The sequence below is a fragment of the Actinomadura rubrisoli genome (genome assembly GCF_004349215.1).
GTDB lineage: Bacteria > Actinomycetota > Actinomycetes > Streptosporangiales > Streptosporangiaceae > Spirillospora > Spirillospora rubrisoli.
This window is the reverse complement of sequence record NZ_SMKU01000226.1, coordinates 1-15,123: the sequence shown is the minus strand read 5'-3', so window position 1 is coordinate 15,123 and position 15,123 is coordinate 1. Positions and strand designations below refer to the sequence as shown.

The following is a 15,123-nucleotide window of genomic DNA, read 5'->3' as shown; positions in this document are numbered from 1 at the left end:
GCTTCGTAGGGTGGAGGGCTCCGGCCGGGGCGGCTGGCGGAGTGGCGGCCCCGCCGGAGCTTGGCGCGCGTCTCAGTTCTCCTTGGCCATCAGGCGTGCGTGGCCGATGATCTCTTCAAGGAGGGGTGGCGGAAGGGACTTCGTGCGCTTGGTGGCTTCGCGGTAAGTGTGCTCGCTCTTGCCCGCAGTGCCGTGGCCGTTGTTGATGAGGTCCTTCTGGGTTACCTCCCAGTCCGGCCACTCCTGCTTCAGGAATCTCTCCAGGGTGTCGTGGAACACCGCGTAGTTGTTCCTGACTCGCGTCTCAGGCCAGTCCTCTGGCTCCTCACCCAGGAGGGTCAGCAGGTGGTGATTCCGTTGGCTCTCCTTCGCGATCGTGGTCGCCAGTTTCTCGTCGCTCTGGTCGGCCTTGCGGTCGGCGTTGTGGACGTCCCCGTCGAAGACCAGGAAGGTGGGGATCCCGAGTGAGGCGAGGATCGCGTACGGCAGCCGGAGGTTCTGCTTGCCTTCGACGCCGACCACCATGATGCCGCTGGAGTTGAGGGGGTCGCCGCGCAGGCCGCAGCCTTCCAGGACGCCCTTGTCGGTGATGCCCTCCACCAGGATCACCGCGCGGGCGAACATCGCCTCCGGCACTTCCGACAGGTAGGCCCGTGCTATCTGCCTCATGAGTTTCGCGTCACCGGCGCTCGATCCGAGACGGTTCCTGACGGCGTCCTGCGTGGTCGAGTGGACGCGAACCGATGGGGCACCATCCTCTTTCGTGCGGGTCAGCCGGCGGACCTGGTGGAACCCGTCCGTCTCCAGGAAGTACGGACTGTGCGTGGCGTAGGCGATCTGCACTCCACGCTCGGTCTGCTCTGCGAGGGTGCGGAGCACCGAGGCGAACGTCCTGGCCTGGACGGGGTGCTGGAACAGCTCCGGTTCCTCGATCGCCAGGAACACCGTCCGGCTCGCCTCGCTGGCCTTCCGCTCCGCCAGAACCCGCAGGGCGGTGATGAGCACGGCCCGCTGGAAGCCGTGCCCCTGCTGGTCGACACGGGTGCTGGCGGTGCCGTCCTCGACCGAGACCTGGAACTGGGCCTGCGGGATCCGCATCTCCGGGACGTAGGAGGTGACGCGCAGCCTGCGGCCCCGCGTGAGCTGCTCGACCTCGCGGGTCAGTTCGTCCGACAGCTCGTCCAGTTGCGCCTCGAAGTGCTCGGCGTGAATCTTGCCGCGCGTGTCCTCGAACACCGCGTGCAGGTCGAGCATCTCCTTCTCGACCTGCGAGCGGTCCACGGCCTGGTCCATGATCCGCCCGATGATCGAGCCTTTCGCGTCGCGGCCCTCCTCCACCGCACGCAGGTCCGCGCTGACGAAGACGTAGTCGAACAGCCCGGTCATCTTCGCCTGCCCGGCGAAGCCGAAGAAGTGGCTGTCCGCCGTCATCTCCGTGGCGACCAGCATCTGCGGATGCTGGTGTTCCCACTCGGTCATCGCCTCCTCGGCCCCCTTGGCGCTCGTGATGGAAGGCAGGCCGAGTGCGGGGCTCTCCTGGCGGAGCGTCCTGTAGCGCGCGATGCGTTCCGCGGCCCGTTCCAGCCGCCGCACCTGCTCGAACGGCGGATAGGAGAGGGCGTGGCCCGACAGCTTGGCCGCGCCGTCCTCCCAGCGGCGCCACAGCCGGACGGTCTCCGTGTCACCGGCCGCGTACTTCCCGAGCGCGGCACGGTCCAGGTCGGTCAGGTCGCAGAACTCGACCTCGACGCTGATCTGCCTGTCCTCCGCATCGGCTCCGGCCCAGACGTCCTCCTCGGTGAGCGTCTGCGCCGTCCCGTTGAAGAACCAGTCCAGGGCTCGGAGGACGGCCGACTTGCCCACCCCGTTGGGGCCGATGAAGGTCGTGATGCAGTCGAAGTCGACGTCCACGTCCCGCAGGCACCGGTAGTTCTTGATCGCCACGCGTCGTATTCGCACCCATGAACCTCATCGGTCCCAGACGCCTCACCGCAACCGGAATTCAGTGACTGGCCAGAGTGCGCCGAGGTTGAGAACCTACGCCCTCCTGGCAGCTCTTCCGGTCTTTGCGCAGGTCGAGTGGAGGAGCGACGCAGTGTTCGGTGTACTGGCGCCGCTGCTGAGGCGTGCTCTGTGCCCTTTTACCGCTGCAAGACTTGGTGTTCAGTCTCTGATCGGCAAGCCGGGTGTGGGCGGGAAGGGTCTGGAGCGGCGGGACGACAACGGAGAGGAGTCTTCGATGCCTTCGCGTTCTCCAACCAGGTCCGGCTGGCCAGAACCAGGCGAGGAGCCGTCCCAGGCGGATGCTCGAGCGCTTCTACCTTGGGCCGCGAGGCCATCCGCGGCCGCGCCGGGACGACCGGCCCCTCAACGCGAGCCAGAACGTCCCCGCCGACCGGAGACCCGGAACCGAGTGAGCAGCCTCCTGCGCCGCCGCCCACTACTCCGGACACCACGGCACCGACGGAAAAGAAGACGACCCCGAAGCCAAAGGCGGTCACGCCTCCGGCCAAGCCGAAGCCGACCGACAGGCAGCCGACCGACAGGCCGACGGAGCGGCAGCGCAGAAGCCGTGATGTCACGCCACCAGTGGAACCGACCGGCGTGCCAAGTGACGAGAGCGAGGAGCCGGAATCCGGCCTCGATCCGCGGTTCGACACCTGCAAGGAGGCGAACGCCCACGGATACGGCCCTTACCAGAAGGGAACCGATCCCGAGTACGACTGGTACATCGACCGCGACGGGGACGGCCTCGACTGCGAACCGCGGTAGGCCGCACGCTGCCCAGGGCGACGCGATGGCGTGGAGTGATGAGTCAGGACAGGACGAGTGTGGCGATCAGCTCGCGGTGCTGGTCCGGCATCTCGGCCGGCAACTCGTCGGCGGCGCACCAGCGGGCCTCAAGGATCTCCGCCGTCTGCAGTTCGAGCCGCCCGCCGGTCGGCTTCGCCGCGTAGTACACCTCGACGCGGAACTCGAACCCGCTCAGGATCTGGACCGGAGGGCTCGTGACCTCGACCTCCAAGCCCGTCTCCTCCCGGACCTCGCGGGCGACGCCGTCCTCCAGCCGCTCGCGCGGATTGACGTATCCGCCCGGCAGACCCCAGGCGCGATGTTCCGGCCAGAGCCGGTGCCGCAGCACCAGGACGCGCCCTTGATCGTCACGGACGATCCCCGCCGCATAGACCAGGAACGTCCGGTGCCTGAGCCGGACGAGCCGCCATTGAAGGCGGCCGTTCAACAGTTTCCAAAGGCGTGCGAGGATGCGATGCAAGCCGGAGTCAGCGCCTCATCGGGGCGCGCCGATGCGCACGGCCATCTCACGCAGTCCCCGTGGCGCCGGCCCGGGAGCTTGAAGCAGGGAACCGACCAGAGTCTGTACGGACGGCCTGCGGATCTCCTCGGGCGCCCTCCGCTCGGCCACCCTGAGCGCCTCGAAGGCCCGTGCCGGCTTGCCCTGTCCTTCCCACGCGCGAGCGGTGTCGATGCAGAAGCGGGCATGCCGTTCCGCTGTGCCCAGCTCGTGCTGCCGGACGCGTCCGGCATGGGTCAGCGCCGTCCCGTCCTCGCCGAGAGCGTGGTGGACGCCGATCCGGTAGACGGTGACGTTCGCCGCCGAGAAGTGCCGCCGCCCAGGATTCGCCGGCCGCGTCCCCTTTAACCGCCGCGCCGCGCTCTCGGCCTCCTGGATCAGGTCGATCGCCTGGTGGCGGTCGCCGTGCTGTGCCGCGGCGTAGGAGGCGGTGCAGAGCAGTGATCCGTAAGAGGCGAGCACCTAGGGCGGGGCAGTTCCCTTGTCCGCCCCGAGGCCGAGTGCTGTGCGCACGAGCAGATCCGTGGCGGCCGTGTAGTGGCCCATGCGGCGCATCGCCATGCCGACGGACTGGGTCGCCGTGGTGATCGACGGTGCTCTGCCGGTGTCGCGCGCGGCCTGTAGGGCCCGGTCCCCGTACACCCAGGCGAGGCCGTCCCGTCCCTGCTTGACCGACAGCTCGCAGGCCAGCACGTAGGCGTCGGCCAGAGCAGCGGAATAGGCTTCGCGTTCGGCGCCGGTCGAGGCGTCGCGGCCGCCCGCGGCCGAGCCGATCAGCCCAGGAAGGCGTTCGGCGATTCCGGTGTAGCGGGTCGCGGTGAAGGCCTTCCACGTGCCGCCGAGCTGCCTGCGCAGTTCGGGCAGCGCGATGGGCGACGGGCTGCCGGCGCCGGCCAGTCCCGCCTCCAGCTGGGCCGTCGCCCGATCGGTGCCGAGGGCGGTGCCCGCGAGCGCAAGGCCACTAAGCCCGCCCATACCCACCAGCAATTCGCGTCTGCGCACGTCGCCGTCACCGTCCTCGTCATAGATACCAGCGACGCGGACCACATTAGTCACATCGGATGCCCTTAGCCCATGTAACAGAGTGACAGGCGGAGGCGTGGCGAGACCGAACAGAGCTGGCGGTATGTCGAGCACCCTGGCGAGAGAACGCAGCGTCGACGTGTCGGCCAAGCGCCGCCGTCCGGTCTCGAACCGGGAGATGCTCGCCGCTGAGTAGCCGCACTTCCGGGCCAACTGCGCCTGCGTCATCCGATGGGCCTGACGGGCGAGCCGCAGCACGGTGGCATGATCCCCGGACGCTGCTGCACGGTGCATTCTGTCGAGGGCTGACGCATCGTCCATCATGATCCCCTGTGTGCGCACGATGTCCCTCACACGGTAAATGACGGTTGTCTCCACCGAGAAGAGCAAATAGATCGACTTGCGTGGTACGCAAGGTCGTTTGCCTGAAATGCACATCTGCTTTCGCGTCGCTCCCTGTTCGGGCTCCCTGGGAGGAACAACGAAAGGAGAACCCGAATGAGCTTTCCATCCACGGCTCCTCTGGGGCCCCGCGAGCGACTCATGGGACGCGGCCCCGAGCGGACGCAACTGCTCGAACGCCTGACCGCCATGCGTCTGCCGGACGTCACGTCCGCGCACCCCGACCTGGCTTTCGCCGCGCTGCCCGCCGCGCTGCGGCTGCCCTGGATCGATGCGGACGTCTTCACGACCGGTGTTGAGGTACTCGCGGACCGCTACGGCGACCACGGCATCACCCGCCTGCTGCCTCCCGCCCGGGTCCGTGTCGGGATTCACGCTGTCACCGGGTCCCCGTTCGGTGGCTTCCATTACCCGAACCAGGGGTACCGCCATCTCCAGATGGCCGCGATCATCACCGCCTACGGCGACCTGACGGTGACCCCGAAGCCTCCCGGTGCCCTGGTGGCGCTCGATCTGCTGCGCGCCTACGCCCATGACACCCTGCATTTCGCCACGTTCCGCCGCTACCGGGTCTTCGAGGGCGGCATCGCCCGCGTCCAGTACGGCCTCAACGCCCGCGGCCCTGATGGCCGATCCCGCTCCCGACGGGACGAGCCCAACGCCCGTTCCACGCGCAATCTCGGCATCCTCATGGAAGGTGCCACGGACCGGGAGGCCACAGCCGTCGCACGAACCACCGCCGAGCGCTGTGGCATCACCCGTCCGGGCCGGGGAATCGACCGCCTGGCGTTCGGTGACGTCACCGGAAAACCCGACCTCGGCTCGTCCGCTTTCGGCACCGGAATCGCGGAGTCCGCCTACAGCACCGCGCTGCACGGTTTCTGGCGGGACATCACCGCTCGGTATGCCGCCACGCTCCGCGAACTGGGCGGGGACGAGCACGGCGAACTCCACCGAACCATTGTCTCCGCCATGATCAGCGGAGATAGGCGGTCCGTCGGCGCATGGCTGGAGCAGCGCCACGGCCCAAAGCCCTTCGGTGCAGCCTTCGGAGTGCCGCGGGGACATCACGGTCCGTTCTGCCTATAACTCCCGGCATAGGACGTCGCCCGTCCCTAACCTGCGTATTTGGGGTGATACCAGGGCTGCCGATACCGAGGAGAGATGAACGTTCAGCTCGCGTGAATCGCATTGCCGTGCGTTCGGGAGTTGAACGTTCACCGACTGGGCGTGCGAATCCGTCTTCCCGGCCGGATTGCGCGGCGATATCTCGCGCACGGGCGCTTACCTGCTGTGACCATGAGGACCAGAAACCGACAACGGTGATCCTTCTGGTGAGGTGCTCGATGTTGACCGCGATGCCCTGCATGCCCGCCGCCTCCGACGTTCAACGCTGGCGGCGGGCCTTCCCTGGCGAGCCCGTCCAGGCGGCGGCCGCTCGCTGCTTCACCGCAGCGCTCCTGGCGGGCTGCCCCATCCTGGACGACTTGCTCCTGGCGGTCGACGAGCTGGTGGTCAACGCGTTGCGGCACACGAAGTCCGGCCAGTCCGGCGGCAGCTTCACCGTCGAGATCGCCCGCTGGGACGGTGCCGTCGCCGTCGCCGTCATCGACGAGGGCGCACCGTCCGAGCCCGTGGCCTCCGCCGCCGCCGACGACGCCGAGTGCGGCCGCGGCCTGCTGGCGGTCTCGCTGACCGCCGACGGCTGGGGGTGGTTCGGCAACGACCGGTCCCGTATCGTGGCCGCGCTCTTCACGGCCGCCGAGACGTCCGCGCAGGGGGCGGCATGAGCGCGCGAGACCTCCGCGAACGGACGGTCGCGCAGGTGCGGTCCACCATGGCCGTCGCGATGCGCGCCGACCCGCACGCCCTGGACCGCCTCGCCGGGAACGCGGCCGGCGCCCTCGACGCGTCCACGCTGTCCTTCGTCAGAGAAGCGCGCACGCTTGCGCTGGCGGTGTCGGCGGCCCTCACCACGGTCCTGGGGGTGCACCGGTACGGTCGCGACCCCTATGACCGGATGATCTGTATGGCCTGCGGAATCGAACGCTGCCATACGATCCACGCCGTTTCCCACGTCCTCGCCGCTTATGCCGTCCAGCCCGGTCACGTTGACCGGCCCGAGGCGTGGCGCCGCGCCGACGCCTACTACACCGGGGTGGAGGGGCGCCATGTCGTGCTCGCCATCGAGGAGTTCGACGCGGGCTACATCGCCCGCCCGGCCCCCCATTCCGCCGGTGCCGACAATGACGCCGGCACCGGCGTCGTCATCATCGATCGCGCCACCGGCGCTCTCACACGGTGGCCCTCGTACGACACACCGGCCTTGACCAGCTACTACCATGCCTACAGACGCGGCGAACTCTGAACCTCCGCCAGGACAGCACGCGGACCGGGCATCCACATTGCACAACATTGTGCATTGTCGGGGCCACCGGTAATACGTGTATTACCGGTATTGAAGACGGGGCTTCCCGCTCAGCGCGGATCGCTGAGCGGGAAGCCTGATGGCCCGGGTGGCGGTCCGGGGTAGGTCACAGCAGCGCCTGCCACGCACCCGGATACCGCGTGGCGACCACGGTGAGGACCACGAAAAGGACGACACGAACCGTGCGCAGGCGCCAGAGGCGACCGAACATCGCGTCGAGGTCGGCGATGGCACGGGTCAGGCGTTCCAGCAGCGGCTCGCGCCGGCCGTGCGTACCCGCGCGGCGCCCGGTCCCGCAGTCGGGGCAGTGCGCGCCCGTCCGGTTCTGGACCTCCTTGCCCCGCACGCCGTTCAGCAGCAGCTTCACCTCGGGATCGGCCGTGAAGCGGTTGTCGGTGATGAAGGCGCCGAGGGACGCCTGCAACTCCGGGTCCGGGCCACGGAGGACACCGGCAGAGCGAAGCCCCGCAGATCGGCATCCCAGCGGACGCGATGCCCGCTCGCCTCCTTGAGCACGTCGTTGAGCTGCTGCGAGAAGCCGAACCGGAAGACCAGGTCCTCGTCGATGCGAAGCGCCGAGCGGGCCATCCCTTGCCTCCTGAGGAGTATCTTTAACACGCTTCGGTAGTTACGAATCGAAGACGGTGCTCAGGGGAGAGCTGGTGTAGCTCAGCCCTGGAGCTATGCAGACCCGTCTGCGAAGGGCTTGCGGGGATGTGGAGGAGTCTACACGGAAGCACTACTAACACGTCTCAGTATTTTCGAGACTTGGAGGAGTCGGCTAGCGGGTCCAGCGCCGAATAGGGTGACGGGCACCGGGTCGCGGCGCCCACCTGGGCTTGGGCGGTGAGGAGGAGCGAGTGATCGAGCGGTCTGCCCTGCTCGCCGACCTGAGGACGCAGGTCGCAGTCCTTGAGGGGGACCTGCGGAAGCGCGCGGAAGACGACGAGGAGACTCGTACCCGCCTCCAGGAGGACTGGCAAGGGGCTCGCGCGACGCGTCGGATCGCCGCCTCGTACAAGACGTGGCTGGGAGATCGGGTCGCCCAAGCCGCCGTCGCCTGGGTACTGGGGACGGTGTTCCTGCGCTTCTGCGAGGACAACGGCCTGATCGACATCCCGTTCATCGCGGGGCCCGGAGGCAGGCTGGCCCTGGCCCAGGAGCGCCAAGCCGACTACATACGGCAGAACCCGCACGACACAGACCGAGACTGGATCCTTGCGGGCTTCAAGGAGATGTCGCGCTCGCCGACCGCCGCTGGCCTGTTCGATCAGGCCCACAACCCGATGCGGCAGATCGAGATTTCACATGACGCGGCCATGGCCCTGCTCGACTTCTGGCGGCGGCGTGGCGAGGACGGTGGGATCGTCCACGACTTCACCGACGCCAGGTGGGACACCGGCTTCCTGGGAGACCTGTACCAGGACCTCTCAGACCACGCCAAGAAGACGTACGCACTCCTCCAGACGCCGGAGTTCGTTGAGGAGTTCGTCCTCGACCAGACCCTCGACCCCGCGATGGCCACGTTCGGACTGTCCGGCCTTAGGCTGATCGACCCGGCCTGCGGCTCCGGTCATTTCCTCCTCGGCGCCTTCCACCGCATCCTCGGCAGTTGGCGCGAGGCCGAACCCGGCATCGACATCTGGGAACACATCCGCCGGACGTTTCTGTCCGTCCACGGCGTCGACAAGCATCCGGCCGCGACCGGGATCACGCGGTTCCGGCTCCTCGTGGAGGCGATGAAGGCCAGTGGTGTCTCATCGCTCGATCGGTTGCCGGACATTCCGATCATCGTGGCCACCGGAGACTCCCTGCTGCATGGCCGGAGTGCCCCCGGGATTCAGCAGGACGTCCCGCATGGCGCGACGGTGTACGCGACGGAGGACGTCTCCAACTACGTCGACACTGCTGACGAGTCCGGGTCGCGCGGCTTCGATCTCCTTGGTTTCGGCAGCTACCACGCAGTGGTGGGCAACCCTCCCTACATCACGCCCAAGGACAAAGGAGAGGCTGCGCTCTACAAGGACGCCTTCGACTCCTGCACTGGCTCCTTCGCGATGACCGTCCCCTTCATCGAACGCTTCTTCCAGTTGGCCAAGTTCGGCGGGCCCGCAGCCGATGCCGCTGGATACGTAGGGATGCTGGTCGCGAACTCGTTCATGAAACGCGAGTTCGGAAAGCGGCTGATCGAAGACTTCCTGCCGACGATCGAGCTGACGCACGTGATCGACACGTCCGGGGCCTACATTCCCGGGCACGGCACTCCCACCGTGATGCTCTTCGGCCGCCGACGGCCCCCGCCGCCCGCTAGTCCGGTCCTCTCCGTCATCGGCTTGCGGGCGGAGCCTTTCGCGCCCGAAGACCCTGCCCAAGGGGCTGTCTGGCAATCGATCGTGCACCGGCTGGCCGGTTCCGCCCGGCCCGACGAATGGACGCGGACGGAGGAACTCGACCGCGCCGCGTTGCACACCTTTCCCTGGAATCTCGCGGGCCGGGCCACGGCTGAACTTCTGGCGGCCATGGGAGACGGTAGGCGACTGGGGGATCGTGTCGTGCGTATCGGCTACGTCGCCAGCAGTGGCGCCGATGATCTGTTCACCGCCCCGGCGGCGTCCTGGTACAGGTCCGGCGCCGAGCCGGCGCCCCTCGTCGAGGTCTTCACCGGTTCCGAGGTCCGTGACTGGACCGCCGTGCCGGCCCGCCAGGGCTTTCTCCCTCTCGTGCCCGGGGAAGGCGTGGTCAGGTGGAGCCCGATCTCCGACTATCCGGGCCATCTTCGACGGCTCTGGCCGTTCCGCACACTGCTGCGCGGCCGGCCGAACTTCTCCGGAGCCACATTCGCCGAGGCAGGCAGGAATTGGTATGAATGGCACCACATCACCCTGACCCCTGATGCTCACCCTTCGTTCATCACTTTTCCTTGGGTCGCCACCCATCCGACTTTCGCGGTGATGGAAGAAAGAACGGCCGTACCGCTCAACTCGGCGCCGGTGATCAGGCTGCCGGCCGCCGCATCCGATCAGGACGTGGCCCAGCTCGCGGCCGTGCTCAACAGTTCCATGGCCGCCTTCTGGATGAAGCAGAACAGCCAGAGCAAAGGGGGCGGGCCGGTGGCGGGCGGGGAACCGTGGAACAGGTTCTTCGAATTTACCCCCGGGCGGCTGCGGGATCTGCCTCTGCCGCGCGAGCGCGAATGGGGTGAGCGGTGGTCGGTTCACGCGGCCACGTTGAGAGATCTCGCGGGAGAACTGACCCGGTGGTTGCCCTCGGCTGTCGTCGACGCTACGGACGGACCCTCGCGATCGTCGCTGGACAAGGCGCGAGAGCACTGGACCCGTGTCCGAGGAAGGATGATGGCACTCCAGGAGGAACTCGACTGGGAGATTTACGAGCGCTACGGCGTCATCGAAGGTGAAGAGGAACCTCTGCCCCCCGAATCCGTGCCCGGGATCGAGATGGGTCAGCGTGCCTTCGAGATCGTCCTGGCGCGGCGGGCCGCCGAGGGCCAGGCGACTACCGGCTGGTTCGAGCGGCACGACGCGCGCCCTATCACCGAGCCCCCGGGGAACTGGCCGTCCGACTACCGGCGCCGGGTCTGGCAGCGCATAGAGATGATCGAGAAGAGCGCTTCGCTCGCCATCTTGGAACGGCCCGAGCACAAGCGTCGCTGGCTCACCAGGGGCTGGGACGACTTGGAACGCGAGGCGCTGCGCGACTGGCTGCTCGGCCGGCTCGAAACCAGGGATCTGTGGTACGGCGATGACGGCAGGCCCGCGGCGCGGACTGCGGAGGAGCTTTCCGAGCGGCTCGTCCGGCGGCCGGACATGGTGGAGGCACTCGCGTTGTACGCCCCAGAGGAGCAGGCCGGCGCCGTCATCGGTGCCCTGCTCCACGACCACGAGGTCCCCTATCTCTCGGTCTTCTACCTGAAGAAGTCGGGGCTGAGCAAGCAGCGGCAATGGGAGGAGACATGGCGTCTGCAACGGGTCGAGGATGACCAGGGGACGCAGGAGGACATCCCGGTGCCGCCCAGGTACACGTCCGCCGACTTCCGGCGGGTCGGCTACTGGCGCCAGCGCGGCCGTTACAACATGCCGAACGAACGCTTCGTCTCCTATCCCGGCACGCCGCTGTACGGGTGGGCAGGCTGGGACCACCGGGAGCGGGCGACCGTGCTCGCCGGCCTTATCGAGCGGGGCGAGGACGCCGTTCCGCTGCTGGCCGGGCTTCTGGAGTTGTCGCCCTGGCTGCGGAAATGGCATGGTCGGGTGGACCCCGTCGGCGGGCGGCCCCCCGCCGACGCCTTCGCGGACTTCACCCGGCAGGTGCTGGAGGAGCACGGCCTCACCCGGGACGACGTCCTCGGCTGGCGCCCGCCCGAACCGAAGCGAGGACGGCCCCGCAAGCGGGATACTTGACCGGAACGTTTTCGAGTTGAGAGAGCCGATGACCAAGCTGCTGCGCGACCTCATCGACATCCCCGAGCGGGTGCATTCCGGGGACCTGGTGCTCAAGCTGACCGCCGGGATCGCCGATCACCATACGGTGACCGACTACGTCGTCACGCCGCAACTCGCCGAGTCGTTCGACCGAGCCCTGGGCATCGTCCAGTCGGCCGTGGAGACCGGGACGTCGCACGCCGCCTACATCGACGGATCGTTCGGATCCGGCAAGAGCCACTTCATGGCGATGCTGCATGCGCTGGTCAAGCAGGATCCGGACGCGCGCAGCAAGGCGCTGCTGCGCCCCGTCGTCGACAAGCACGACCCTTGGCTGGGCGGTCGCAAGATCCTCCTGGTGCCCTATCACCTGAGCGGGTCGACGACGCTGGCCTCGGCCGTCCTCGGCGACTACGTCAAGCACGTCGCCGAGCTGCATCCGGAGGCGTCCCCGGCGCCGGTCTACCGGGACGACCTGCTGCTGGAGAACGCGCGGCGGCTCCGGGCGTCGATGGGGGACGAGGCGTTCATCACGGGACTGCCGTCCGCCGAGGACGACAAGTGGGGAACGCCGACCGGCTGGACGGCCGAGGCGCTGGACGCCTCGCTGAACGCACCGCACGGTGATCTGAAGAGGCAGAACCTCGTCTCCGACCTGCTCGCCACGCACCTCGCGGCCTACCGGCAGGCGGTCAGCGGCGACGCCGACGCGTTCGTGCCGCTGGACGAGGGCCTGGCGATCATCAGCCGGCACGCCAAGGACGTCCTCGGCTACGACGCGCTCATCCTGCTGCTCGACGAGCTGGTGCTGTGGCTCAACACCCGCCTGGCCAAGCCCGCCTTCGTCGCCGAGCAGGCCAGCATGGTCGCCAAGCTGGTGGAGTCGGCGGACTGGCGGCGGCCCGCGCCGATCATCAGCTTCGTGCCCCGCCAGCGCGACCTGCGTGAGCTGGTCGGCCGGGACGTCGCGGGCGCGCAGCAGACCTCGCTGTTCGACACCCTCAAGCACTGGGACGGCCGGTTCGACTTCATCAAGCTCGCCGACGCCAACCTGCCGGAGGTCGTCCGGCAGCGGCTGCTGAAGCCGAAGGACGAGCAGGCCAGAGCCGAGATCGAGGCCGGGTTCGAGCGGATCACCCGGGCCCAGGCGCAGGTGTGGGAGGCGCTGCTGGACTCCCAGGGCGGCGGCACCGACCAGGCCGCCTTCCGGTCGGTCTACCCGTTCAGCCCCGCGTTCCTGCACACGATGGTCGACATCTCCAGCGCGCTGCAGCGCGAGCGGACCGCGCTGAAGCTGATGTTGCAGCTGCTCGTCGACCACCGCGACCTGCTGACCGCGGGGCAGCTCGTCCCGCTCGGCGCGATCTTCGATGTGCTGCTGACCGGCGGGGTCGACCCCTTCAGCGACAAGCTGCGCTCGGAGTTCGACCAGGCCAAGAACTTCTACCTGGAGCGGCTCCGGCCGTGGCTGCTGGCCCGGCACCGGCTGGAGGAGGACAAGGCCGCCGCGCTGCCGCCCATGCACGCCTTCCGCGGCGACGACCTGATCGTCAAGACGCTGATGCTCAAGGCGCTGGTGCCGAGCGTCCCGGCGCTGAAGACGCTCAACCCCGACCGTCTCGCCGCGCTCAACCACGGCTGGGTCCCCTCGATGCTGCCCGGCCGGCAGAGCGAGGTCGTGCACAAGACGCTGCGCGACCTGGCCAGCGAGTTCGGCGAGATCCGGCTGCACGGCGAGGGCAAGCCGACCGTGGACGTCGCACTGATCGGCGTCGACACCAAGAGCATCCTGGAGAGGGTGCGCAGCGTCGACGACGACGCGGCCAAGCGGCGCCTGCTCAAGGAGATGCTCTGGGAGGAGCTGAAGGCAGGCGACATCGAGGCGTTCGTCAGCCGCCGCTCCATCACGTGGCGCGGGACGTCCCGCGTCGTCGAGCTGGTCTTCGCGAACGTGGCCGATCCGAAGACGTCCGCGGAGGTCTTCGCGGCCGAGGAGCCCGGCGCCCTGCGCGTGATCGTCGACTATCCCTTCGACGACGTCTACGGGCCCGCGGAGGACCGCAACCGCGTCGAGGAACTCCGGGCCGACCCCCGCCGCGCCAACCTGGACACGCTGTGCTGGCTGCCGTCCTTCCTGTCGCCCGACCGCCTTTCGGATCTGGGCGAGCTGGTGCTCATCAAGCACATCCTCGAACGCGACCGGCTGCGCGAGGCGACGCCGCTGCTGACCGAAGAGGACCGCTACCACGCCCGTGCCCAGTTGGAGAGCCGCTGCAACGCGCTCGACACGCGGCTCCGGGATGTCCTGAAGAAGGCGTACGGGCTCGGCAGCCACGATGACGCGGACATCGGCCAGCAGATCGACCAGCACATCATGGGAATGGACGACTCGGTCGACATCCGCCCGCCCGCGGCGCTCGGATTCGAGGCGGCGCTGGAGCACGTCTGCGGCAAGCTGCTCGACCACTGCTATCCCCGGCACCCGAACTTCGCGCCCCAAGGCAAGCAGGCCCCCTACCGGCTGAAGGACCTCCAGGTCGCGCTCGGCGCGATCGAGCAGGCGATGGAGAACGACGTCCGGCGGCACGAGCCGCCGCGCACCGACATCCCCACTATCCGGCGCGTCGTCAACCCGCTCGGCCTCGGCTCCATGGGGGAGGCCGCGCTCGTTCTGAACGACAACTGGCCGATGGCCCTCGACCAGCACGCCGCGAAGCAGGCCGCGAAGAGGGGCGCGTCCGTCGGCGACGTGACCGTCGCGCAGGTCCGCGAGTGGATCGAGGCCGAGCAACCCGGCCTGCCGTCCGATGTGACGAACCTCGTCGTCTGCGCGTACGCGCTGATGCGTGCGCGTGCCTGGGTGCGGGGCGGCCAGGTCGTTCCGCAGCCCGATGTGAAGAACATTCCCGGTGACTATGTGCTGCGCCCGCAGGAGCTTCCGTCGCCGGAGGAGTTCGAGACGGCGGACAGGCGCGCCCATGAGCTGTTCCGGCTGCCCCGCCAGCAGGTCCGGAGCCCGCGTTCGGTGCACGCCCAGGCCGATCAGCTCCGCCGCGCGGCCAGCCTGCTGCTCCCACACACAGAGGTGCTGGTCAGCGAGCTGCAGAAGCACACCGAACTGCTCGGCCTGGGGGAGGGGGACAGGCTGCCTACGGCCCGCACCGCGTACGCCCTCATCGAAGCGCTGGTCGGCAAGGAGGACACACCGCTCCTGCGCTCGCTCGCCGCGTTCGACCTCGGTACGGCCCAACCCGTCGTCCTGGGGATCACCCTGCGAAAGGCGCAGGCCGTCTCCGAGGCACTGGCCAGCCCCGACGACTGGCAGCTGCTCAACCGGTTGCCGGCCCTGGCGGCGGCCGGGGGCGACAAGGCCGAGCGCGCCGGGCTCATCATGGACCGGCTCCGCGCCGTCGCCCGCCGCGACGAGCAGGCCGCCCCCTTGGCCCCGGCACTCGCCGACGCCAAGCGGGCCACTCTCGACCTCGTCGTCGAGGATCCCGGGCCTACGCCGCCGCCCC

The 15,123-nt window shown here is 68.6% G+C and carries 11 protein-coding genes; 6 read left to right on the top strand and 5 right to left on the bottom strand.

Annotated elements, in window-relative coordinates; translation table 11 throughout:
- Positions 1–72 precede the first annotated feature (72 nt).
- Positions 73–1,944, bottom strand: coding sequence for an ATP-dependent nuclease (locus tag E1298_RS31795; protein WP_165975778.1), 1,872 nt, complete (start codon positions 1,942–1,944; stop codon positions 73–75).
- Positions 1,945–2,604: 660 nt separating this feature from the next.
- Between E1298_RS31795 and E1298_RS49725 the strand changes: the two genes are divergently transcribed.
- The gene (locus E1298_RS49725; protein WP_207944954.1) at positions 2,605–2,772 is read left to right on the top strand and encodes an excalibur calcium-binding domain-containing protein; all 168 of its coding nucleotides are present in this window, start codon (positions 2,605–2,607) and stop codon (positions 2,770–2,772) included.
- 43 nt (positions 2,773–2,815) lie between these two features.
- On the opposite strand, the gene E1298_RS31785 is transcribed toward E1298_RS49725, so the two are convergent.
- Genes E1298_RS31785 through E1298_RS48580 form a run of 3 tightly spaced genes read right to left on the bottom strand, consistent with a single transcriptional unit; the run spans position 2,816 to position 4,714 of the window.
- Positions 2,816–3,241: an NUDIX domain-containing protein gene (locus E1298_RS31785; protein ID WP_243725934.1), complete on the bottom strand. Its 426-nt coding sequence runs from the start codon at positions 3,239–3,241 to the stop codon at positions 2,816–2,818.
- A 48-nt stretch (positions 3,242–3,289) separates the two neighbouring features.
- Complete coding sequence (locus tag E1298_RS31780) at positions 3,290–3,775, bottom strand: hypothetical protein (RefSeq protein ID WP_131899841.1); 486 nt, start codon at positions 3,773–3,775, stop codon at positions 3,290–3,292.
- Positions 3,776–4,714 carry a helix-turn-helix domain-containing protein gene (locus tag E1298_RS48580; RefSeq protein WP_165975777.1) on the bottom strand — a complete coding sequence of 313 codons (939 nt, stop codon included), beginning with the start codon at positions 4,712–4,714 and terminating at the stop codon, positions 3,776–3,778. It abuts the gene before it with no gap.
- 120 nt (positions 4,715–4,834) lie between these two features.
- Between E1298_RS48580 and E1298_RS48575 the strand changes: the two genes are divergently transcribed.
- From E1298_RS48575 to E1298_RS31765, 3 genes are all read left to right on the top strand, one after another.
- Positions 4,835–5,827 carry a hypothetical protein gene (locus E1298_RS48575; RefSeq protein WP_165975776.1) on the top strand — a complete coding sequence of 331 codons (993 nt, stop codon included), beginning with the start codon at positions 4,835–4,837 and terminating at the stop codon, positions 5,825–5,827.
- Between the two features lie 257 nt (positions 5,828–6,084).
- A complete protein-coding gene (locus E1298_RS31770; protein WP_131899837.1) occupies positions 6,085–6,528 on the top strand; it encodes an ATP-binding protein in 444 nt (147 codons plus the stop codon).
- Positions 6,525–7,106 (top strand): hypothetical protein, encoded by a 582-nt coding sequence (locus E1298_RS31765; protein WP_131899835.1) that lies wholly within the window; start codon positions 6,525–6,527, stop codon positions 7,104–7,106. Before E1298_RS31770 ends, E1298_RS31765 begins: the two co-directional genes overlap by 4 nt.
- A gap of 166 nt (positions 7,107–7,272) precedes the next feature.
- On the opposite strand, the gene E1298_RS31760 is transcribed toward E1298_RS31765, so the two are convergent.
- On the bottom strand, positions 7,273–7,590 hold the full coding sequence (locus E1298_RS31760; protein WP_131899833.1) for a hypothetical protein: 318 nt from the start codon (positions 7,588–7,590) through the stop codon (positions 7,273–7,275).
- Between the two features lie 436 nt (positions 7,591–8,026).
- Between E1298_RS31760 and pglX the strand changes: the two genes are divergently transcribed.
- Positions 8,027–11,584 (top strand): BREX-2 system adenine-specific DNA-methyltransferase PglX, encoded by a 3,558-nt coding sequence (gene pglX, locus E1298_RS31755; RefSeq protein WP_131899849.1) that lies wholly within the window; start codon positions 8,027–8,029, stop codon positions 11,582–11,584.
- 28 nt (positions 11,585–11,612) lie between these two features.
- Positions 11,613–15,123: BREX-2 system ATPase PglY family protein (locus E1298_RS31750; RefSeq protein ID WP_131899831.1), on the top strand; the 3,511-nt coding region annotated here is incomplete at its 3' end.

Coding starts and splice junctions, on each gene's coding strand:
- E1298_RS48575 (WP_165975776.1), top strand. CDS start 4,835: ATGAGCTTTCCATCCACGGCTCCTCTGGGGCCCCGCGAGCGACTCATG.
- E1298_RS31770 (WP_131899837.1), top strand. CDS start 6,085: ATGTTGACCGCGATGCCCTGCATGCCCGCCGCCTCCGACGTTCAACGC.
- E1298_RS31765 (WP_131899835.1), top strand. CDS start 6,525: ATGAGCGCGCGAGACCTCCGCGAACGGACGGTCGCGCAGGTGCGGTCC.